Source organism: Streptomyces sp. HmicA12 (assembly GCF_000373565.1).
Taxonomy (GTDB): Bacteria; Actinomycetota; Actinomycetes; order Streptomycetales; family Streptomycetaceae; genus Streptomyces.
In genome coordinates, this window is the sequence record NZ_KB891801.1 from 235,251 (window position 1) to 255,051 (window position 19,801).

General features: G+C 72.0%; 17 protein-coding genes. 5 read left to right on the forward strand and 12 right to left on the reverse strand.

Features of this window, described 5'->3' with window-relative positions; all coding sequences use genetic code 11:
- Positions 1 to 28: 28 nt before the first annotated feature.
- Positions 29 to 2,647, reverse strand: coding sequence for a bifunctional FO biosynthesis protein CofGH (locus B072_RS0110745; RefSeq protein WP_018529943.1), 2,619 nt, complete (start codon positions 2,645 to 2,647; stop codon positions 29 to 31).
- Between the two features lie 128 nt (positions 2,648 to 2,775).
- Here B072_RS0110745 and B072_RS0110750 point away from each other — a divergent pair, with 128 nt between their 5' ends.
- From B072_RS0110750 to B072_RS0110765, 4 genes are all read left to right on the forward strand, one after another.
- A complete protein-coding gene (locus B072_RS0110750) occupies positions 2,776 to 3,141 on the forward strand; it encodes a hypothetical protein (protein ID WP_158689179.1) in 366 nt (121 codons plus the stop codon).
- 143 nt (positions 3,142 to 3,284) lie between these two features.
- Entirely contained in the window at positions 3,285 to 4,820 is a 1,536-nt protein-coding gene (locus B072_RS0110755) for a CehA/McbA family metallohydrolase (protein WP_018529945.1), read from the forward strand.
- A gap of 10 nt (positions 4,821 to 4,830) precedes the next feature.
- The gene (locus B072_RS0110760) at positions 4,831 to 5,331 is read left to right on the forward strand and encodes an NUDIX hydrolase (protein ID WP_018529946.1); all 501 of its coding nucleotides are present in this window, start codon (positions 4,831 to 4,833) and stop codon (positions 5,329 to 5,331) included.
- 108 nt (positions 5,332 to 5,439) lie between these two features.
- Positions 5,440 to 6,003, forward strand: coding sequence for a DinB family protein (locus B072_RS0110765; protein WP_018529947.1), 564 nt, complete (start codon positions 5,440 to 5,442; stop codon positions 6,001 to 6,003).
- Here B072_RS0110765 and B072_RS0110770 read toward each other — a convergent pair.
- Together B072_RS0110770 and B072_RS0110775 are read right to left on the reverse strand one after the other, a co-directional pair.
- On the reverse strand, positions 6,000 to 6,512 hold the full coding sequence (locus B072_RS0110770) for a hypothetical protein (protein ID WP_018529948.1): 513 nt from the start codon (positions 6,510 to 6,512) through the stop codon (positions 6,000 to 6,002). The genes B072_RS0110765 and B072_RS0110770 overlap by 4 nt on opposite strands.
- Positions 6,513 to 6,526: 14 nt before the next feature.
- Complete coding sequence (locus B072_RS0110775) at positions 6,527 to 8,059, reverse strand: APC family permease (RefSeq protein WP_018529949.1); 1,533 nt, start codon at positions 8,057 to 8,059, stop codon at positions 6,527 to 6,529.
- 577 nt (positions 8,060 to 8,636) lie between these two features.
- On the opposite strand from B072_RS0110775, the gene B072_RS0110780 reads away from it, so the two are divergent.
- Positions 8,637 to 9,644 (forward strand): TauD/TfdA family dioxygenase, encoded by a 1,008-nt coding sequence (locus B072_RS0110780; RefSeq protein ID WP_018529950.1) that lies wholly within the window; start codon positions 8,637 to 8,639, stop codon positions 9,642 to 9,644.
- Positions 9,645 to 9,664: 20 nt separating this feature from the next.
- Here B072_RS0110780 and B072_RS0110785 read toward each other — a convergent pair whose 3' ends face one another.
- The 9 genes from B072_RS0110785 to B072_RS0110825 form a co-directional block, all read right to left on the reverse strand.
- Positions 9,665 to 10,921 (reverse strand): IS701 family transposase, encoded by a 1,257-nt coding sequence (locus B072_RS0110785; protein WP_018529951.1) that lies wholly within the window; start codon positions 10,919 to 10,921, stop codon positions 9,665 to 9,667.
- Positions 10,922 to 10,986: 65 nt separating this feature from the next.
- Positions 10,987 to 11,769, reverse strand: a complete 783-nt coding sequence (locus B072_RS0110790) for an L-threonylcarbamoyladenylate synthase (RefSeq protein ID WP_018529952.1) — start codon at positions 11,767 to 11,769, stop codon at positions 10,987 to 10,989.
- Between the two features lie 27 nt (positions 11,770 to 11,796).
- A complete protein-coding gene (locus tag B072_RS0110795) occupies positions 11,797 to 12,321 on the reverse strand; it encodes a YbhB/YbcL family Raf kinase inhibitor-like protein (protein ID WP_018529953.1) in 525 nt (174 codons plus the stop codon).
- Positions 12,322 to 12,370: 49 nt separating this feature from the next.
- Positions 12,371 to 13,609 carry a hypothetical protein gene (locus tag B072_RS0110800; RefSeq protein ID WP_018529954.1) on the reverse strand — a complete coding sequence of 413 codons (1,239 nt, stop codon included), beginning with the start codon at positions 13,607 to 13,609 and terminating at the stop codon, positions 12,371 to 12,373.
- On the reverse strand, positions 13,606 to 14,250 hold the full coding sequence (locus tag B072_RS0110805) for an L-threonylcarbamoyladenylate synthase (protein ID WP_018529955.1): 645 nt from the start codon (positions 14,248 to 14,250) through the stop codon (positions 13,606 to 13,608). Before B072_RS0110805 ends, B072_RS0110800 begins: the two co-directional genes overlap by 4 nt.
- A complete protein-coding gene (gene leuD / locus B072_RS0110810; RefSeq protein ID WP_018529956.1) occupies positions 14,247 to 14,885 on the reverse strand; it encodes a 3-isopropylmalate dehydratase small subunit in 639 nt (212 codons plus the stop codon). Before leuD ends, B072_RS0110805 begins: the two co-directional genes overlap by 4 nt.
- An 8-nt stretch (positions 14,886 to 14,893) precedes the next feature.
- Positions 14,894 to 16,321, reverse strand: coding sequence for a 3-isopropylmalate dehydratase large subunit (gene leuC / locus B072_RS0110815; RefSeq protein ID WP_026245679.1), 1,428 nt, complete (start codon positions 16,319 to 16,321; stop codon positions 14,894 to 14,896).
- A gap of 210 nt (positions 16,322 to 16,531) precedes the next feature.
- Complete coding sequence (locus B072_RS0110820; protein ID WP_018529958.1) at positions 16,532 to 17,995, reverse strand: aldehyde dehydrogenase family protein; 1,464 nt, start codon at positions 17,993 to 17,995, stop codon at positions 16,532 to 16,534.
- Complete coding sequence (locus B072_RS0110825) at positions 17,992 to 19,731, reverse strand: N-acyl-D-amino-acid deacylase family protein (protein WP_018529959.1); 1,740 nt, start codon at positions 19,729 to 19,731, stop codon at positions 17,992 to 17,994. The genes B072_RS0110820 and B072_RS0110825 overlap by 4 nt, the downstream gene beginning before the upstream one ends.
- Positions 19,732 to 19,801: the final 70 nt, after the last annotated feature.

Genomic DNA, 19,801 nt, shown 5'->3' on the forward strand with positions numbered 1-19,801 from the left:
CGCCGGGTGGATCAGCGTGGGCCGGCTCTCAGCTGTCCAGCACCGGCAACAGCTCCGGCAGATGACCGTCCGACGCCGCCGCCGCCCGCACCCGCTCGTCCGGCACCTCCCCGTACAGGGTGGTGCGCGGCTTCGCCGGGCGGCCGGCCGCGTCCGCGACCGCCACCAGGTCCTTGACCGACTTGTACGAGCCGTAGGAGGAGCCCGCCATCCGCGAGATGGTCTCCTCCATCAGCGTGCCGCCGAGGTCGTTGGCGCCGGAGCGCAGCATCTCGGCCGCGCCCTCCGTGCCCAGCTTCACCCAGCTGGTCTGGATGTTGGGGATGTACGGGTGCAGGAGGACCCGGGCCATCGCCGTGACGGCCCGGTTGTCGCGGGTGGTCGGTCCCGGGCGCGCGATGCCCGCCAGGTACACGGGCGCGTTCGTGTGGATGAAGGGCAGCGTGACGAACTCCGTGAAACCGCCCGTCTCCCGCTGGATCCCGGCGAGGGTCCGGAAGTGCCCGAGCCAGTGGCGCGGCTGGTCCACATGCCCGTACATCATCGTCGAGGACGAGCGGATGCCGAGTTCGTGCGCGGTCTTCACGACCTCGATCCAGGTGGCCGTGGGCAGTTTGCCCTTGGTCAGGACCCAGCGGACCTCGTCGTCGAGGATCTCGGCGGCGGTGCCGGGGATCGAGTCGAGGCCCGCCTCCTTGGCCGCCGTCAGCCACTCGCGGATGGACAGGCCGGTGCGGGTCGCGCCGTTCACGACCTCCATGGGCGAGAAGGCGTGCACGTGCATGCCGGGCACGCGCTCCTTCACGGCCTTCGCGATGTCGAAGTACGCGGTGCCGGGCAGGTCCGGGTGGATGCCGCCCTGCATGCAGACCTCGACCGCCCCGACTTCCCAGGCCTGTTGGGCACGGTCGGCGACCTGGTCGAGGGAGAGGGTGTACGCGTCGGCGTCCGTGCGGCGCTGCGCGAAGGCGCAGAACCGGCAGCCGGTGTAGCAGACGTTCGTGAAGTTGATGTTCCGCGTGACGATGTACGTGACGTCGTCGCCGTTCACCGACTTGCGGATGTCGTCGGCGATGCCGCACAGCGCGTCGAGGGCCGGGCCGTCCGCGTGGAGCAGGGCGAGGGCCTGGTCGTCGCTGAGCCGCGTCGGATCGTCGGCGGCCACCGCGAGGGCCTCGCGCACATCCCCGTCGATCCGGGACGGCACCATGCCGGGCGCCGCCTGCTCGCGCAGCGCCTCCCAGTCGCCGTAGACCTCGTCGAAGTCGTCGCGGCGGTCGGCCGTGCGGCCCTCGGTGTCGATGGTGCGGTGCAGGTCGGTGCGGCCGGACGCGGCGACGTACCCCTCGTCGGGCTCCTGCCAGGGGCGGCCGACGACCGGCGCGTCCGCGATGGCCAGCCCGCTCGAAGGGTCGGCGAGGGCGCGTACGTGCGGGAGCAGCCGGGGGTCGAGCCACGGTTCGCCGCGTGTCACGAACTCCGGGTACACGCACAGGCGTTCGCGCAGCTCGAAGCCCGACTCACGGGCCTGGGCCGCGAGTTCGTCGAGGCGCGGCCACGGCTTCTCGGGGTTGACGTGGTCGATGGTGACCGGGGAGACGCCGCCCCAGTCGTCGATACCGGCGCCGATGAGACGGGCGTACTCGCCGTCGACGAGGTTCGGCGGGGCCTGGATGTTCCCGGCCGGGCCCATGATGTGCCGGGCGACGGCCACCGTGGCGACCAGGTCGTCGAGCTCGGCGTCGGGCATGCCGCGCATCGCCGTGTCCGGCTTGGCGCGGAAGTTCTGGATGATCAGTTCCTGGACGCCGTGGTACGAGCGGGCGACGCGGCGCAGCGCGAACAGCGAGTCGGCGCGCTCCTCGTACGTCTCCCCGATCCCGATGAGCAGCCCGGAAGTGAAGGGGACCGACGAGCGGCCCGCGTCCTCAAGGACCCGCAGCCGCACGGCCGGTTCCTTGTCCGGGGAGCCGAAGTGCGGGCCGCCGGGCTCGGACCAGAGCCGCTCGGCGGTCGTCTCCAGCATCATGCCCATGGACGGCGCGACGGGCTTGAGCCGCTGGAAGTCCGTCCAGGAGAGCACCCCGGGGTTGAGGTGCGGGAGCAGGCCCGTCTCCTCCAGGATGCGGATCGATATGGCCCGCACGTACGCGATCGTGTCGTCGTAGCCGTGCGCGTCCAGCCACTCGCGCGCCTCGGGCCAGCGGTCCTCCGGCTTGTCGCCGAGGGTGATCAGGGCTTCCTTGCAGCCGAGTTCGGCACCCTTGCGCGCGACGTCGAGGACCTCGTCCGGCGACATGAACATCCCGTGCCCGGCCCGGCGCAGCTTGCCGGGGACGGTCACGAACGTGCAGTAGTGGCACTTGTCGCGGCACAGCCGGGTCAGCGGGATGAAGACGCTCTTCGAGTACGTGATGACGCCGGGCCGCCCGGCCGCTTCCAGGCCCGCGTCGCGCACCCGGGCCGCAGACGCGGTCAGGTCGTCCAGGTCCGTGCCGCGCGCCTGGAGCAGCACGGCGGCCTCGGTGACGTCGAGGGCGACGCCGTCCCTGGCCCGTTTCAGTGCGCGGCGCATCGCGTTGGCGGTGGGACGGTCGGCCTGGGGCGTGTTCGGCTGCGGGTGGGTCACGGCGTCCGGATCACTCATGAACCGAGCATACGAGCGTGGCCCGCGCCCTTCGAGGGCGAGATCCACATGCGGCGATCCGGTGACGGGGTTCCCGGCGGACCATGGACGGGTCTACGCTCGCCGGGTCCTTTCGACGGGGGTTCGACATGGTGAAGCGCACACGTCCCATGACGGTGCTGTTGTTGTCCGGCGCGCTGCTGTTCGCGGGCGCGCCGACGGTGGCGTACGGGCAGACGTCCACGTCATCGGCTGTCTCCGCGGCGGCCGGGGCCCGTACCGGGGCCGGGGCAGGGTCCTCGGGGGCGCTGACGGCGTCGCACCGGGCCGGCACCGGCTCGGTCACCGAGGCCGGGCACGTCAGCCGGGCCGGCAAGATCGGCAAGAGCAAGAGCAAGAAGAAGAAGTCGAAGGGCGGGGTGTTCAAGATCCTCGGCCTCATCCTGCTGATCGGGATCCTGCTCGTGGTCCTGCTCGTCCTGGCCACCATGTTCCGCAGGCGCCGCTCGTCGTGACCGGCAGGTCGTGACGGACAGGTCGTCACAGGCCGGTCGTCACAGGTCAGTCGTCACGTGCCGCTCCCCTTCCCTTGGGGAGCAGTTCACGGCTCAATACCAGGGTTGCACGCGCCACATCCAACACTCTGGGGAGCCGCGACATGTGCACAGACGCTGACCACGGGGGCGAGAGCGGCCTCGGCAGACGGGCGTTGCTCGTGACCGGAGCCGCCACCGCGCTTACGCTCGGCACCATGAGCTTCGCCGACGCCGCCGAGGGCTCGCAGTCCACCAGGACGCTCACCGGCACGCTGCCGCCGGGCGCCCCCGACTTCGTGTACCTGCCGGTGGAGGTGCCGCGCGGGGTACGGGAGATCAAGGTCTCCTACACGTACACGAAGGCCACCGTCCCGGCGGGCACGCAGAACAACGCGCTCGACATCGGCATCTTCGACGAGCGCGGCACGGCGCTCGGCGGCCACGGCTTCCGCGGCTGGTCGGGCGGTGCGCGCACGGAGTTCTTCGTCCGCGCCGACGACGCGACGCCCGGCTACATCCCGGGCCCGGTGCACGCCGGGACCTGGCACATCGCGCTCGGCCCGTACACGGTGGCGCCAAAGGGCCTGCCGTACTCGGTGACGGTGACGCTGACGCACGGCCCCGACGCGGGTCCGGCGCCGAAGCCGGTGTATCCGCCGCAGCGGGCGCGCGGCCGCGGCCGGGCCTGGTACCGCGGCGACTGCCATCTGCACTCCTGGTACTCGGACGGCCGCCGCACCCCGGCCGAGATCGGTGAGCTCGCGCGGGCTGCGGGCCTGGACTTCATCAACACCTCGGACCACAACACCCACTCCTCGCAGGCCCATTGGGCGGACGTGGCGGGCGACGACCTCCTCGTCATGCTCGGCGAGGAGATCACCACCCGCAACGGCCACGTCGTCGCCCTCGGCACCGACCCGGGCACGTTCGTCGACTGGCGCTACCGGGCCCGCGACAACCGCTGGGCGAAGTACGCCGACCAGATCCGCCGCGCCGGGGGCCTGGTCGTCCCGGCACACCCGCACGCGACGTGCATCGGCTGCGGCTGGAAGTTCGGCTTCGGCGAGGCGGACGCGGTGGAGGTGTGGAACGGCCCGTACACGCCGGACGACGAGGTCTCGCTGCAGGACTGGGACAACACCCTTGTCTCCTACGCCCGTTCGCGCGGCGCCGGGAAGGGCGGTGGCTGGATCCCGGCCATGGGCAACAGCGACGCCCACCGCGACCCGGACCGGATCGGCGGGCCCCAGACGGTGGTCCTGGCCGACGATCTGACGCGGGACGCGATCCAGGCGGGCATCAGGGCCGGCCGTTCCTACGTCGCCGAGTCCTCCTCGGTCGAGGTCGGTTTCACGGCGACCGGCGGCAAGGGCAGGGTCGCGGGCCTCGGCGAACGCCTCGCCGTCGGCCTCGACAGCCCGGTGACGGTGAACCTGGAGGTGCAGGGCGCACCCGGCTGCACCCTGCACCTCGTCACGGACCAGGGCACCCTGTTCACGTCACCGGCGCTGCCCGACTCCGGTACCGGAAAGGCGAGTTGGACGACGACACCGTCCTACGCCGCCTACGTCCGCGCGGAGGTCCGGCACGCGGCGACGGTGCCCGGCCTCCCGGGCGCCCTCACGGCGTTCACGAACCCGATCTTCCTGGGGGAGTGACCCCGCGACCATGACCGCCTACGCCCGCCGTTCCGCCCGCGTCCTCCTGATCGACGGGGACGACCGTGTCCTGCTCTTCGAGGAGTACGACGTCCCCGGCCGCCCGGAGGCCGGTACGAGTTGGTGGACGCCGGGCGGCGGCGTGGAGGAGGGCGAGACCCTGGCCGAGGCGGCGTCCCGCGAACTGCGGGAGGAGACCGGCCTCTCGGTCTCCCCCGCCGCCCTCGGCCCGGTGGTGGCACTGAACTCCGGGTACGCGGACCTCGGTTGGGTCGAGGGCATGCTCCTGAACGCCTTCTTCCACCACCGCGTCCCGACCGGCTGCCCGGTCGACGTCAGCGGCCAGAACGCGGACGAGCTCCGCCACTACCGGTCCCACCGCTGGTGGCCCGTCGCCGAACTGGCGGCGAGCGGCGCCCCGGTCTACCCGCTCGGCCTGCCCGCGCTGATGGCCGACCTGACGGCGGGCCGGGTGCCCACCTCACCGGTCGAGCTGCCCTGGCAGCACTGAACATCCGCACGTCCGCCTTCTAGGACAGGAACTGACCTAGATCGCTCCTACCGTGACACGCATCGGCGCCCGCGACGGGCTCCGAGCAGCTCACGGAAGGTGGACACGATGACCAGCGACAAGGCGATCACCATCGAGCAGGACGAGCGGACCGCGCCGGTGGCCACCGGCGAGCACGCCGACTGGCTCGAAGGACTGGCCAAGCAGCGGCACTTCCTCCGGTTCACCGCGCGCGACCTCACCGATGAGCAGGCCGGCCTGCGGACCACCGCCAGTGAGCTGTGCGTGGGCGGGCTGATCAAGCACGTCACCGCGGTGGAGCGGAACTGGGTGCGGTTCATCCTGGACGGTCCGTCCTCGATGCCCGACTTCACCGCGATGACCGAGGCGGACTGGGCCGAGCGCGCGGCGGGCTTCCGGATGCTGCCCGGCGAGACGCTGGCGGGCGTCCTGGCGGCCTACGAGGAGGCGGCCCGCGCCACCGACGCCGTGGTGGCCTCGCTGCCCGACCTGGACGCCTCGTGGCCGCTGCCGAAGGCACCGTGGCACGAGCCCGGCGCCCGCTGGTCGGTCCGCCGCGTACTGATGCACGTGGTGGCCGAGACGGCCCAGCACTGCGGCCACGCCGACATCATCCGGGAGTCCCTGGACGGCGCGAAGAGCATGGGTTAACGAGCAACAGGGCGCTCCCCGAGCCACGCCCCGATCACCCCGAAGTCGTCGGCGCGCAGGCCCCGCCCCGCCTCCACCCGGTACAGCAGCGCCGCCCCCGGACACCGGTCCCGCGCCCACGCCCGGTCCGCGGGGCCGATCTCGTCGTCGACCCAGATGAAGGGCCGCCCGGCCGCCCACGCCGCCAGGGGCCGGAGCTTCCAGTGCAGGCCGTCAGGAGGCTGTTCGTCGGCCGTGGCGGGCCACTCCACGACGGGGAGCGCGGGCAGTCCCAGCCACGGGGCCACGCACGCGTTGGCCTCGGCGCCCCACGTCGTGGCCCACACCGGTTCGCACGGCAGCGAGCGCAGCAACGGCCCGAGGGCCGGGTCGACGCGGGTGAGGAGCGGGGGCGCGTCCGGGCCGGGGGCGTAGGGCCCCTCGTACGTGTGATGGCCCGCCGGGTTCCCGAAGGGGATCAGCGGGCCGTCGACATCCAGGAAGAGCACGGGCAGGCGCGGGTCCGTCATCCGCCCAGCATCCGCTACTCCTCGACCACCAGCACCGCGGTCCCCCGGTTCAGCACCTCGCCCCGGAAGAACGCCGGGCTGCGGCGCTCCATCACCAGCATGATCACGACGCCGACGAGCAGCAGGCCGACCCCGATGACGAAGACCGAGCCCACTCCGAGCACGGACGAGCCGCTGCCGTACGCCGGGTTCCACATGTCCACCAGCGTCTTGACGAAGACCGCCGACAGGAGCACCCCGCCCAGGACCGGGAACAGGCCCTTGAAGGCGAGGTCCCGGGCCGAGGAGCGCAGCTCGGCCTTGAAGTACCAGGCGCAGGCGAACGCGGTGAGCGCGTAGTAGAAGCAGATCATGAGGCCGAGCGCGTAGATCGTGTCGACCAGGACGTGCTCGGAGACCAGCGTCATGACCGTGTAGAAGACGGCCGTGGCCACGCCCGCCGTGACGGTCGCGCGGCCCGGCGTCCTGAAGCGCGGGTGGACGCGGGCGTACGACGCCGGGAGCGCCTCGTACGTCGACATGGCGAGGACCGTGCGGGCGACCGGGATGAAGGTCGTCTGGAGGCTGGCCGCCGCCGAGGCGAGGACGGCGAGGAAGAGCAGGATGCCGAGGGTGGGGCCCATCACCGGTCCGGCCAGCGCCGCGAAGACGTTGTCGGAGGTGTCCGGGTTGGCGAGGCCGAGGCCCTTGCCGCCGGAGCCGACGATCATCTGCGCCGCGACACCGGTCGCCAGGTACGAGCCGACGAGCACGACCATCGCGATGAGCGCGGCCCGGCCCGGCGTCTTCTCCGAGCCGATCGTCTCCTCGTTGGCGGTCAGGCAGGTGTCCCAGCCCCAGTACATGAAGATCGACAGGGACAGCCCCGCGGTGAACGCGCCGAAGGACCGCACCGAGAACGGGTTCAGCCACGACCAGGAGAAGGGCACCGAGGTGGGGAAGTCCACCGAGCCCGCCTTCGTCAGCGCCATCACCACGAACACGGCGAGCACCACCAGCTGGAGCCCGACCAGCGTGTACTGCACGCCCTTCGTGGCGGTCATGCCGCGGTAGCTGATCGCCGTCGCGGCGGCGATCAGGACGAGGCACGTGACGATGTGGACGGCCTTGTTCCCGTCGAGGGACGCCACCGCGTCGCTGCCCGTGATCTCCCCGGCCAGCAGCCAGAAGTACGACGTCGCGACCCCGGCCAGGTTCGACAGGACGATGATCGTGGCGATCACCAGGCCCCAGCCGCACATCCAGCCCACCCGCGGCCCGAACGCCTTCACGGTCCAGGTGAACGACGTGCCGCAGTCCGGCATCACCTTGTTGAGCTCGCGGTACGCGAACGCGACGAGCAGCATCGGCAGGAAGCCGGCCAGGAACACCGCCGGCATCTGGAGCCCGACCTCACCGGCGGTGGAGCCGAGGGTCGAGGTGAGGCAGTAGACGGGCGCGACGGTGGACACACCGATGACCGCACTGCCGAGCAGCCCGACGGAGTTCCCGCCGAGGCCCTTGCCCTTCTTGGCGCCCTCCTGGGGCCGCACGTCCAGCTGAGTCATGAACAGGACGTTAAATCCTGCGGTTTCCGCATCTAGTGGGATTCATCCCGACTGGACCGCTTAACAATCAACGGGCAACTCGATCATACGCCTTCGAAGCAGCCAGAGTTTTGCAAGCTACGGCTTCCGATACAAGGGGATCATGCCGGTGTCCGCTATCCGGTAACCGAAGCGCCGCCCGTTTTGCCCTGGTTCCAAATTTTCCCGTGCCTGCTTCGTCACTCCGGGACCGCGCCGCCCGCCCCGCCACCGCCGGGCCGCGGCAGGTCCCGCCGTCGGCCCGCTATCTACCGAACGAGACGCCGGCAGCACTTCGGGACCCGTACCGAAAGAAAGCACAGGAAAATATATATCCCCCCGGAATAGGTTCAGAATGCGCCAGGAAGGCCGATTCGCAGGCGAATCCCTATAGATTTCCAAACGTCCTCAAGAGGGAATTAGCGAACCGGAAGGGGGCCGGCGCGGAAATACGGACACAATCCGGAACCCGCTGGCTCCACCCGCCCGACCGGTTCTCCCGGCTCCACCCGCTCCATCGGCTCCGCCTGATGTATCCACTTGAGAGAGGGAATCCGCGATGAAGCCCGTCTACACCTTCACCGACTCCGACCGCGACAGCCTCAAGGAGTCCCTGGAATTCCTGGGCGCCAGCCCCTACGAGGACTACGAGAAGTTCAGCGACGCCATCGCCGCGCTGATCGCGGAGGGCCGCGTCCCCGACGGCCTGACCTCGGCCTGCCGCCTGATACGCGGCCAGCGCGAGGCCCGCGTGACCTACGCCCACGTGATCTCGAATTCCCCGCTCGATTCCGAGCGGCCGGTCTTCGACCAGTCCAACCCGGTCGACGACAAGTACCTTCAGAAGCGGACCTTCGTGGGCGAGGGAATGCTCGAACTCGTCGGCCGGCTCACCGGAACCCCGCTTCTTTCCTATGCCACGCGGAACAACGGAGACTTCTTCCACGACGTCTACGCCGACAACCGCTACGCCGGCACCCAGACCCAGAAGACCGACTGGGAACTGCACTGGCACAACGACCGCACGGCCCACCCCGTACGCGCCGACTATCTGGCCCTGCTCGGCATGCGGTGCCCCACCAAGGACCTCGTCTACACGAAGTACGTGGACGGCCGTGAGCTCCTGAAGTACATATCCCCGCGGGCCCAGGAGCTGCTGCGGCGGCCCGAGTTCGTCACCCCCTACGACGAGCTGTCCCGCGACTCCAACAAGGGCCAGCGGCTGTCCGAGGCCCACGCGGTCCTGGAGAACGAGCACAGCTTCCGCTACTACGACACGCGCACCGAGCCCGCGGACCGCGCGTCGGCGGCGCACTACGAGGCGCTGCGCGAGTTCCGCGACGCGCTCGCCAAGTGCCGCGAGCAGTACCACCGCATCCAGGACGGCGACCTGCTGGTCATCGCCAACCAGGACGGCCTGCACAGCCGCCAGATGATCGACATCCAGGACGCCGGGACCACCCGGCTGCGCTGGCTCCTCAAGACGTACGCCTTCCGCGACGACGCCACCGCCGACGTCCACGCGAACGACTGGCTCGACGGCGTGCGCGGCCGGGTACGTGACTGACGGCCCCGCCCCGGCTCCGCTCAGGCGGCCCTCGCTCTCTCCACGGCGGGCGAACTCCGCACGGCGGTCCCGTCCTGCGCGGCGTGCACGGCGTGGAACCCCGCCGCGAGCTGGGCCAGGGAGATGTGCCGGTACCAGCCCTGCCAGGACCGCACCCGGTAGGAGCCGAGGCCGCAGCTGTCGGTCGCCCGGGAGAGGACCTCGCGGCTCTCCCGCCAGGCCGCGACCGCGTCGGCCAGTTCACCGAGGGCCGTGTGCGCGGGCCCGTGGGCCAGGAAGTAGCGGCGCGGATGCCGGTCGCCGGTCCGCCGGCAGGCGACCAGCCAGCGGGCCGCCGTCCCCGTGGTCCGGGGGCCGGCCCTGGCGGGGAGCCCCGCGGAGGGTTCCGGCGGCACCCGGCGCACCCACCACTCCCAGCCCCCGGAGCCGAGCCGCCCCCAGGACTCCTCCGCCGCGTGCCGCTGTACGAGGAGGGAGACCCGGCGCCAGCCCGGGTGGGGCAGCACGGCATGGTTCCTGGCGACCCCCACGAGGTGCGGGATGCCCCGGCCCGCCAGGGCGGAGCGGAAGACGGCGTCGCAGCCGAGCCGGGTGTCGGCCACCACCCACGGCATCGCACCGTCCTGCGGCGCCGTCCCCCGCGGGGAGCCGCCCGGCAGCAGGAGCCGCTCGGCGATCCGCACCGCCAGCTGAGACTTCGTCACATGGTCGATCTCCTGCGGGACATGGGCCCTGCGCCGGCGCGGTGCGTCGGTGATCCAGTCGGGGGGCAGGTACAGCTCGCGGTCGACCGGCGCGGTGCCGAGCGGGGTGGACCAGGAGGCCATCACCCCGATCTGGCAGGAGACGGCGGCGCCGAACTCCTCCACGTACTGCCGGGCGACCCCGGCCGAGGCGTTGCCCTTCTTGCGGAAGGCCACCTCGTCCAGGACCAGCACCCCGTCCCCCGGACCGTGGCCGGGCCCGCCCGGGGACAGCCCCTCCACCACGTACCGCGCGGTGAAGTCCCGCAGCGCGTCCGCGTTCCAGGACGCCCGCCCCAGGAAATGCTGTCTCAGCCAGGAGGCACCGCCGCGCTCGTCCTCCAGGAAGGCCGCCCCTCCGCCGGCCAGCGCCCTGAGGTACTCCTGGGCGTGGGCCCGCAGGTCCGACCGGCGGAAGAACCGGCGGCCCACCTGTTCCAGAAGTTCTTCGAGGCGTTCCGAGCGTTCCTCGGCGGCCCTCTGTTCGGGGGTGGCCTCGGGTGGTGCGAGCCACGCGCCCTGGATGTCGTTCATGACCAACTCACCTCCTCCGAGCCGCCCTTCGGCGGCGGTGCCCGCCCGTGGCGCCGACCGGCCGGTCAGTAGTACTCGCCGTGCCGGTAGTCCCACGACGGGAAGATCTCGCTCAGGTTCTCCATGATCAGCGGGTAGTCGAGGCCCCGGCGGATCAGCACGGGAGCCGGGGCGACGGACCGCTCGCCCTTCTGGAGCGGGACGAGCGCGCCCTCGGCGTCCACCATGGAGACCATGACGCCCTGCTCGTGGCGGGAGCCCTCGTCCTTGCCCGGCTGGACCGACGCCACGTAGTCGTCCGCGGCGACGACGAAGTCCGCCTCCTTCTCGATCCGGGTGCCGATGTTCTCCACCCGGCCCCGGTTGCCGATCCCGGACGGGTTGGCGGAGCTGGCGAAGACGAGCCGGCGCTCGGCCCACATCTGCTCCACCAACTGCTCGGCCGGCCGGCCGAAGCGGACGACGAAGCAGCTGGTGCCGCGGGCGTCCCGGGCCAGTTCCCGGGTGGTCGCGTCGGGCAGCAGCTCCAGCGCCTCCCGCTTCCACGGCAGGATGCAGCCGAGCAGTACGTCCCGCTCCCAGTGCTTCTCGTAGAACGCGAGCGTCTCCTCGTTCAGCTCGGCCAGTTCCTTGAGCTGCTCCAGGTCGGCGCAGAGCACGACACCGGGCTTGTTCCGGTTGCGCTGCTTGGCGTCGAACTTCCGCTCCAGGCCCCGGCCGTCGGCGGTCATCAGGATGTAGCCCACCTTGGTCGCGCAGACGACCAGACCGCCCGGCGCGGACAGCGCCTCGAGGGCCTCGGGCACGGGCTCGCCCTGCCAGGCGGTCCGTGGGGTGTTGCTCGGCATCGGATCTCTCTCCACTCGGTCGGTCGGTCAGGCGGTCGTGGGGACCGGGGTCCGCGCGTGGGCGGTGAAGGTGCCGCGGGCCAGCGAGTTCAGCGTCAGGTGGAAGCCGGTGAGCGCGGCGGGCGTCCCCTCGTCCACCGGCAGTTCGGCGACGCTCAGCGCGTGCACCGCGAAGATGTAGCGGTGGGCGCGGTCACCGGGCGGCGGGGCGGCGCCCGCGTACCCGACGGTGCCCAGGTCGTTGCGGAGCGCGCGGCCGATGCCGGGCTCCCCGCCGGCGGGCAGGCCGAGCACGTGGGCCGGGAGGTCCGCAAGGATCCAGTGCCACACGCCGCCCGGGGTGGGGGCGTCGGGGTCGAAGCAGGTCACCGCGTACGAGACGGTGCCCTCGGGGCCCGGCCCCCAGGCGAGGGCCGGGCTGACGTTGCCGCCCTCCAGGAAGTGGGCCCCGGCCAGCGAGCCGCCTTCCTCGACGTCGTCCGAGAGGAGCCGGAGGGACGGGAGTTCGGGGAGGAAGGCGTAGGGGTCGGGCGGAACGGAGCGCTTCAGCACGGTGGGTTCTCTCCTCGGTGAGGGGGTCGGGGAAACGGGGCGGGCCGGATCAGGCGGCCTGCCGCGAGGGAGCGGGAGTCGCGGCGGGAGCGGGGACCGGGGCGGGCCGGCGCAGGATCAGCCGGACGGCCACGGCCTGGCCCGCGAGGACCAGCGCCGCGCACCCGGCCAGGGCTCCCTCGGGGCTGTGGCCGAGGCCGAGCCACAGGCCCGAACCGGACAGCAGGGCCGCCTGGAGGATGCCCTGGCGCCGCTCCAGACCCCGGGTCACCCGCTGGCGCTCCGGGGCGGGCAGGCCCGTCATGGCGGGGCCGAGGAAACCCATCGTGGTCGGCCGGACGGTGCCGCCCGCCAGGCCCAGGAACGCGGTGGCGCAGACCGTGCCGACCGCGCCGCCGAACGCCGCGAGCAGCAGGCCGAGCGCCATCGCCGCGCTGCTGAGCCAGAACAACGACACCGCCGCGACCGCCGCGTACCGGCGCTGCCACACCGCGGCAAGCCGCACGGAGAGCAGCCCGCACAGCGTGTACAGACCGAGCACCGCCCCGAACGCGGCCACCGAGAGCCGCACTCCGAAGAAGAGCACCAGCGGCAGCAGCAGGGTGTAGGCGGTGAGCAGCACGGCGCGGGACACCGAGTAGTACGCGGACCACATCCGCACCTCCCACGGCAGCGCCCGCCGCACTGCGGGCTCCTTGGGTCCCCCGGGGGCCCGCGCCGCGGTGACGGACTCGGACCGCAACGCCCGCGCGCCGCCCGGCGGCCACACCACCGCCGCGGCGATCGCGCAGCCCAGCACCGACAGGGCGAACGGCACCCGCGCCTGCGCGCTGTAGGCGACGGCGCCGAGCGCTCCGGCGGCGAACGAGATCAGGAACATGCCGGCCTGGACCCGCGTCTCCCCGCGCCGGTGCCGTTCGCCGGACGTCAGCGACGAGGCGAGGGCGGCGTCCGTGCCCGCCGTCAGACAGAACCCGAGGCCGGACAGGAGCTGGGAGACGGTCGCGCTCGCCGCGGACACCGGCGCGAGCAGCACCAGCAGTCCCGCGATCTTGACGGCCTCCCCCACCACCAGGCACCCCGCCAGGCTCAGCCGCCTGCGCAGCGGGGCCACCACGTGGTCGCCGAGCGCCGCGGTCAGGCCGTACAGGGCGAGCAGCAGCGCCGTGGCGGCAGCGCCGAAGCCCTGCTGGACGAGGAAGACGACCACGACCGGGAGGTGGAAGTAGGCGCGGGAGACGACGCGGTAGGCCTGTACCCGGCCCGCGTAGCCCGGTGCGGCACTCATGGGGTCAACCCCGGCAGGTACGGGGCGAGTTCCTCGGCCGGCAGGTCGCCCTGGCGGAGCACGGCGGGCGTGCCGAGCAGGCTGACGATGGTGCTGCTGCGGGTCGCCTTGGAGGGCGCCTCGCCGCGGACGATCAGGTCGCAGTGGTCGCCGATGTGCTCGCGGGCGATGTCGAAGGTGACCAGGCCCTCGTCCATGGTGCCGCTGATGTTGGCGGAGGTCGCGGCGAGCGGCAGCCCGCTGTAGAGCGACAGCAGGTTGAGCACCGGGCTGACGTTGTGCACGACGGACACGGTGGGGCGGCCCGAGGTCACCCAGTCGGGGACGATCTCCCGCTTCTCCATCACCAGGTTCAGCGGCCCCGGCCAGAACCGTTCCACCAGCGCGTCCACGTCCACGCCCGCGGGACGGCGGCCCCATCGTGCCCAGTCCGCGGGGCTGGAGACGAACAGCGTCAGCGGCTTGCCGCCGTCACGGCGCTTCATCTCGTACAGGCGGCCGCAGACGTCCTCCAGGAACGGATTGCAGAAGACCCCGTAGTTGGTGTCGGTCTGGGCGGCCACCACCGCGCCCGCCCGCAGGGCCTCCCCGGCCCGCAGCAGGCCCGCGCCGTCCCGTGCGTCGACGATCTCCGCGCTCATGCCGTCACTCCCGAGTTCTCGAAGGTCTCCTCGACCTGGCCGTTGGTGCGCGGCATCCAGGACGGACGCGCCGCCTCGTGCCGGCGGACGGCCTCTTCGGCGGAGGAGGCCATGTCGATCAGGTCCATGCCGTGGGTGAGCCGGAACCGGGCCCCCTCGTCGAGGAGGAACGGCTCGTCGAGCACGCCGGCGGACTCACAGGTGACGGTGACCTTCAGCAGGTCCACCGTGATCAGCGCCCGGGGGTCGGCGGTGACCGCGGCCATGATCCTCCGGGTCGCCTCCTCGCCGAGGGTGACGGGCACCAGGCCCACATTGGGGAGGTTGTTGCGGAAGATGTCGGCGAAGCCGGGGGCGACGACCGCCTTGAAGCCGTAGTCGCGCAGCGCCCAGGGAGCGTGCTCGCGCGAGGAGCCGCAGCCGAAGTTGGGCCCGGACACCAGCACCGTGGCGCCCGCGCGCTCCGGCCGGTTCAGGACGAACTCCGGGTCCCTGCGCCACTTCTCGAACAGCCCGTCCTCGAAGCCCGTACGTTCGACGCGCTTCATCCACACGGCGGGGATGATCTGGTCGGTGTCCACGTCGGACGCGTCGAGCGGGACCGCCCGGCCGCGGATGACCTCTACCTTGTCCATGCTCGCCTTCAGTTCTGCGCGGTCTGGGTGATCGGGGTGGTGGACACGACGTCGGAGCGGGTCAGCCGGCCGGCCAGCGCGGTCGCGGCCGCCGTCTCGGGGGACACCAGGTGGGTCCGGGCTCCGGGGCCCTGGCGCGCCTCGAAGTTCCGGTTCGACGTGGACGCGGAGTGGGTGCCGGCGGGGACCCGGTCGCCGTTGACGGCGATGCACATCGAGCAGCCGGGGTTGCGCCACTCGAACCCGGCGTCGGCGAAGACCCGGTCCAGGCCCTCGGCCTCCGCCTGCCGCTTGATCCGCTCCGAGCCGGGTACGACCAGCGCCGTCACCGCTTCGGCCACCTTGCGGCCCCGGACGACCGCGGCGGCGGCGCGCAGGTCCTCCATCCGTCCGTTGGTGCAGGAGCCGATGAAGACGGTGCCGATCTCGATGTCCGACAGGCTCTGTCCTGCCGTGAGCCCCATGTACTCCAGGGCCCTGCGGCCCGCCTCACGGGCGACCGGGTCGGTCATCCGCTCCGGGTCGGGGACGGTGCCGTCGACCTCGGCCACCTGGCCGGGGTTGGTCCCCCAGGTGACCATCGGGCCCAGGCCCTCCACATCGACCTCGACGTCCCGGTCGAACTCCGCGTCCGGGGCGCTGCGGCAGTCGGCCCAGGCCTTGAGGGCACGCGCCCAGTCCTCGCCCCGCGGGGAGCGTTCGCGACCCTCCAGGTAGGCGAAGGTGGTCGCGTCGGGGGCGATCATTCCGCTGCGCGCACCGGCCTCGATGGCCATGTTGCACAGCGTCATCCGGCCTTCCATGCTCATGGCCTCGACGGCCTCGCCCTGGAACTCGATGAGGTGGCCCGTGCCGCCGTCGGTGCCGATCGCGCGGATGACGGCGAGGGCGATGTCCTTGGCGGTGGCGTCGGGCGCCGGGGTGCCCGTCAGCAGGACCCGCATGCTCTTCGGCTTGGAGATGCGCAGGGTCTGGGTGGCGAGGACGTGCTCGACCTGGCTGGTCCCGATACCGAAGGCGACCGCGCCGAAGGCGCCGTGGGTCGCGGTGTGGCTGTCGCCGCAGACGATCAGCATGCCGGGCTGGGTGAGTCCCATCTGCGGGCCGATGACGTGGACGATGCCCTGTCCGAGGCTGTTCATCGGGTGGAGCTCCACCCCGAACTCCCGGCTGTTGCGGATCTGCAGGGCGAGCTGGCGGCGCCCGACGGTGTCGTCGAGCGGGATCTGCCGGACGCTGGTGGGCACGTCGTGGTCGGCTGTCGCGATCGTCAGATCCGGGCGCCGCACCGTCCGTCCCGCTTCCCGGAGCCCCTCGAAGGCCTGCGGGGAGGTCAGTTCGTGCAGCAGGTGCAGATCCACGTAGACCAGCTCGCCGCCGGTCTCCTCGATGGTGTGTTCCGCCCAGATCCGCTCCAGCAACGTGTTCCTGGCCACGGCACCTCTCTCACTTCAATGAATTCGCGCGCTTGCGTCGCCATGGCCCGGCACGCTGTCCCGACTCGGCCCGCATGACGTCGTCCACCTTGGGCCGCGCCGATATCCCCTCGATATCGGCCGGTCATCCGCCCGCACGAAGGCCCGGCACGCGAAAGCCCCGCTGCGCGCGGACGCGCGGCGGGGCAGGGGGTTTCCGTGTCTGTGCGGTCAGCCGGGCCAGACGATCGACTGCAGCTCGCTGTAGGCGTGCAGCGCGTACGAGCCGACGTCCCGGCCGACCCCGCTCTGCTTGAACCCGCCGAACGGCGCCTCCATGTTCCGTCCGACCGTGTTCACGCCGACCCCGCCGGCCCGCAGCCGCCGCGCGACGCGGAAGGCGCGGGCGACGTCGCCCGACCACACGTAGTCGATGAGGCCGTAGTCGGAGTCGTTGGCGAGGGCGACGGCCTCGTCCTCGTCCCCGTCGAAGGGGACGACCGCGACGACCGGCCCGAAGATCTCCTCCCGGACGACCCGCATGTCGTTGGTGCAGTCGGCGAGCAGGGCGGGCGCCACGTAGAAGCCCTTGTCGAACGCCGGGCGCTCGCCGCCCGCGACCACCGTCGCGCCTTCCTTGCGCCCCAACTCCACGTAGGACTCGACCCGTTCGCGGTGTGCGCCCGAGATGACGGGGCCGACGACGGTCCCCTTCGCCCGCGGGTCGCCGACCTTCATGAACCCGATGTACGCGGTGAGCTTCGCGACGAACTCGTCGTACACGGAGCGGTGCACGATCGCCCGGGTCGGGGCCGTGCAGATCTGTCCGCTGTAGAAGGCGTACGTCGTCCCGATCCCGGCGACGGCCGAGTCCAGGTCGGCGTCGCCGAAGACGACGGCCGCGCCCTTCCCGCCCAGCTCCATCAGCTGCCGCTTCATGGTCCGCCCGCACACCTCGCCGATGCGCTGCCCGACGGCGGTGGACCCGGTGAAGCTGACCATGTCGACGTCCCCCGAGTCGACGGCCGCCTCCCCCACGTCCACGGCCGCCCCGCTGACCACGTTCACCACGCCCGGCGGCGCCCCGGCCTCCTCCAGTGCGGCCGCCATCCGGTACACGGACAGCGGGTCCTGCGGCGCGGGCTTCACGACGACGGTGTTGCCCATGGCGAGCGCGGGCGCGACCTTGCCCGCCGGGTTGGCCCACGGGTTGTTGTACGAGGTGATGCAGGTGACGACGCCGACCGGCTGGCGCACGGCGAGGGCGCCCATCACCCCCGCCTTCCCCATCGGCCCTGCCTCGTTGATCTGCGGCGGCAGCCCTTCCTCGACGGGTTCCAGGGCGCCCTGCGCGTACCGCCGGAACCGGGCCACGCCCACGGCGACCTGCATGCCGCGCGCGGTCCCGGCGGTGGCGCCGCTCTCGGCCTGCGCGAGTTCGGCGTTGGCGGCGAAGTCGCGCTGCATGACGTCGGCGGCCCGGCCGAGGATCGCCGAGCGCTCCCCCGGTGTCGTACGCGACCATGTCTCGAAGGCGTCGTGGGCGGCGCGCGCGGCGTCGTGCACCTGCTGCCGCGAGGCCTCCGGGGCCCGCCCCACGATCTCCTCGCTCGCCGGGTCGACCACGTCGTAGTGGCCGCCGTCGGGCTCGACCCACTCGCCCCCGATGAACAACTTGCCTTCAGAGATGCTCACTTGGTACTCACCGTCCGGGTGTCCTGGCCGGAGCGCAGCACCTTGCCGGGCACGGCGCCGCTGACGACGTCGTGGCGCATCGCCTCGACGCCGTTGACCCATACGGCTGTTATGCCGATCGCCTTCGAGTCGAGGCGCGGGCTGTCGCCGGGCAGGTCGTGCACGAGGGTGGCCTTGCCCGCGTCGATCGCCTCCGGGTCGAAGAGCACCAGGTCCGCGTGGAAGCCCTCCTGGATGCGGCCGCGCTCGCGCAGCCCGAACAGCTGGGCCGGGTCGTCGGTGAGCATCTTCACGGCCTGCTCCAGACTCGCCAGTTTCCGCCCGCGCAGGCAGTCGCCGATGAACCGTGTCGTGTACGGCGCCCCGCACATCCGGTCCAGGTGGGCGCCCGCGTCGGAGCCGCCCAGCATGACGTCCTCGTGGCTCCAGGCCTCGGCGCGCAGCGCCCACGAGTCCGGGTCGTTGTCGGTCGGCATCGGCCAGAGGACCGTGCGCAGGCGGTCGTTGGCGCAGATCTCGACGAGGCACTCGAAGGGTTCCTGCCCGCGCTCGGCCGCGATGTCCTTCACCACGCGCCCGCTGAGCCCCTCGTTCGCCTCGGAGTACGTGTCCCCGATGACGTAACGGCCGAAGTTCGCGAGCCGCCGGAAGACACCGGCCTCCTTGCTGTCGGCCCGCCGCAGCATCTCGGCGCGCACGTCCGGGTCGCGGAGCTTCGCGATCCGCTCGTCGACCGGCAGGCCGAGGACGTCGCCCCAGCCGGGGATGAGGTTGAGGGCGCAGAACGTGCCGAGCGACATGTTCATCGGGGTGAGGATCGGCATGGTCAGGGCGACGATGCGGCCGCCGGACTTCCTGGCCCGCTCGCTCGCGGTGAGCTGGCGCGGCACGCGCTCCGGCACGGCGGCGTCGATCGTCAGCACGTTCCAGTTGAGCGGACGCCCGGCGGCGGCGCTCATCTCCACGAACAGGTCGATCTCGTCGTCGCTGAACTGGTCGAGGCACCCGGCGACGATCGCCTCGATCTGCGTACCCTCATGCTCCCCGACCGCCTTGCTGAGGGCGATGAGTTCGGCGGGCAGCGCGTGCCGCGAGGCGACCGGCTTCCCGTCCCCGTCCGAGTGCGTGGACGACTGGGTGGTGGACAGGCCCCAGGCGCCGGCCTCCATGGCCTCGTGGAAGAGCGCGAGCATGGCGTCCATCTGCTGCTCGCTGGGCTGCCCGCCGACGGCGTCCGCCCCCATCACGTACCGCCGCAGCGCGCAGTGCCCCACCATGAACCCGGCGTTGACGGCGATCCTCCCGTCGAGCGCGTCGAGGTACTCCCCGAACGAGTTCCACGTCCACGGGGCGCCCTCCTCCAGGGCGACCAGCGACATCCCCTCCACCTTGGACATCATCCGCCGCGTGTAGTCGGCGTCGTCCGGACGCTCGGGGTTCAACGGGGCGAGGGTGAAGCCGCAGTTGCCGCCCGCGACCGTCGTCACCCCGTGGTTCAGGGAGGGTGTCGCGTACGGGTCCCAGAACAGCTGCGCGTCGTAGTGCGTGTGCGGATCGACGAACCCGGGAGCGAGGACGAGCCCTGTGGCGTCCTCGCTCGTGCGCGCCTCCTCGGCGAGGGTTCCGGGTTCGGCGATGACGGCGATCCGACCGTCCCGGATCCCGAGATCGGCGACTTGGGCGGGGGCGCCGGTCCCGTCGACGACGGTCGCGCCCTTGATCAGGTGGTCGAGCATGGGATTCCAAGCCTCTCCGGGGATTGAGGAGCGGGGTCCGGGGCGGAGCCCCGTGGCATCGGCAACGACA

What these genes read in the sequence shown, in the direction of transcription:
- B072_RS0110775 (WP_018529949.1), bottom strand. Translation starts at nt 8,059, where the DNA reads ATGACTCAGCTGGACGTGCGGCCCCAGGAGGGCGCCAAGAAGGGCAAG.
- B072_RS0110765 (WP_018529947.1), top strand. Translation starts at nt 5,440, where the DNA reads ATGACCAGCGACAAGGCGATCACCATCGAGCAGGACGAGCGGACCGCG.
- leuD (WP_018529956.1), bottom strand. Translation starts at nt 14,885, where the DNA reads ATGGACAAGGTAGAGGTCATCCGCGGCCGGGCGGTCCCGCTCGACGCG.
- B072_RS0110800 (WP_018529954.1), bottom strand. Translation starts at nt 13,609, where the DNA reads ATGAGTGCCGCACCGGGCTACGCGGGCCGGGTACAGGCCTACCGCGTC.
- B072_RS0110750 (WP_158689179.1), top strand. Translation starts at nt 2,776, where the DNA reads ATGGTGAAGCGCACACGTCCCATGACGGTGCTGTTGTTGTCCGGCGCG.
- B072_RS0110790 (WP_018529952.1), bottom strand. Translation starts at nt 11,769, where the DNA reads ATGCCGAGCAACACCCCACGGACCGCCTGGCAGGGCGAGCCCGTGCCC.
- B072_RS0110785 (WP_018529951.1), bottom strand. Translation starts at nt 10,921, where the DNA reads ATGAACGACATCCAGGGCGCGTGGCTCGCACCACCCGAGGCCACCCCC.
- B072_RS0110755 (WP_018529945.1), top strand. Translation starts at nt 3,285, where the DNA reads ATGTGCACAGACGCTGACCACGGGGGCGAGAGCGGCCTCGGCAGACGG.
- B072_RS0110760 (WP_018529946.1), top strand. Translation starts at nt 4,831, where the DNA reads ATGACCGCCTACGCCCGCCGTTCCGCCCGCGTCCTCCTGATCGACGGG.
- B072_RS0110805 (WP_018529955.1), bottom strand. Translation starts at nt 14,250, where the DNA reads ATGAGCGCGGAGATCGTCGACGCACGGGACGGCGCGGGCCTGCTGCGG.
- B072_RS0110825 (WP_018529959.1), bottom strand. Translation starts at nt 19,731, where the DNA reads ATGCTCGACCACCTGATCAAGGGCGCGACCGTCGTCGACGGGACCGGC.
- B072_RS0110780 (WP_018529950.1), top strand. Translation starts at nt 8,637, where the DNA reads ATGAAGCCCGTCTACACCTTCACCGACTCCGACCGCGACAGCCTCAAG.
- B072_RS0110745 (WP_018529943.1), bottom strand. Translation starts at nt 2,647, where the DNA reads ATGAGTGATCCGGACGCCGTGACCCACCCGCAGCCGAACACGCCCCAG.
- B072_RS0110770 (WP_018529948.1), bottom strand. Translation starts at nt 6,512, where the DNA reads ATGACGGACCCGCGCCTGCCCGTGCTCTTCCTGGATGTCGACGGCCCG.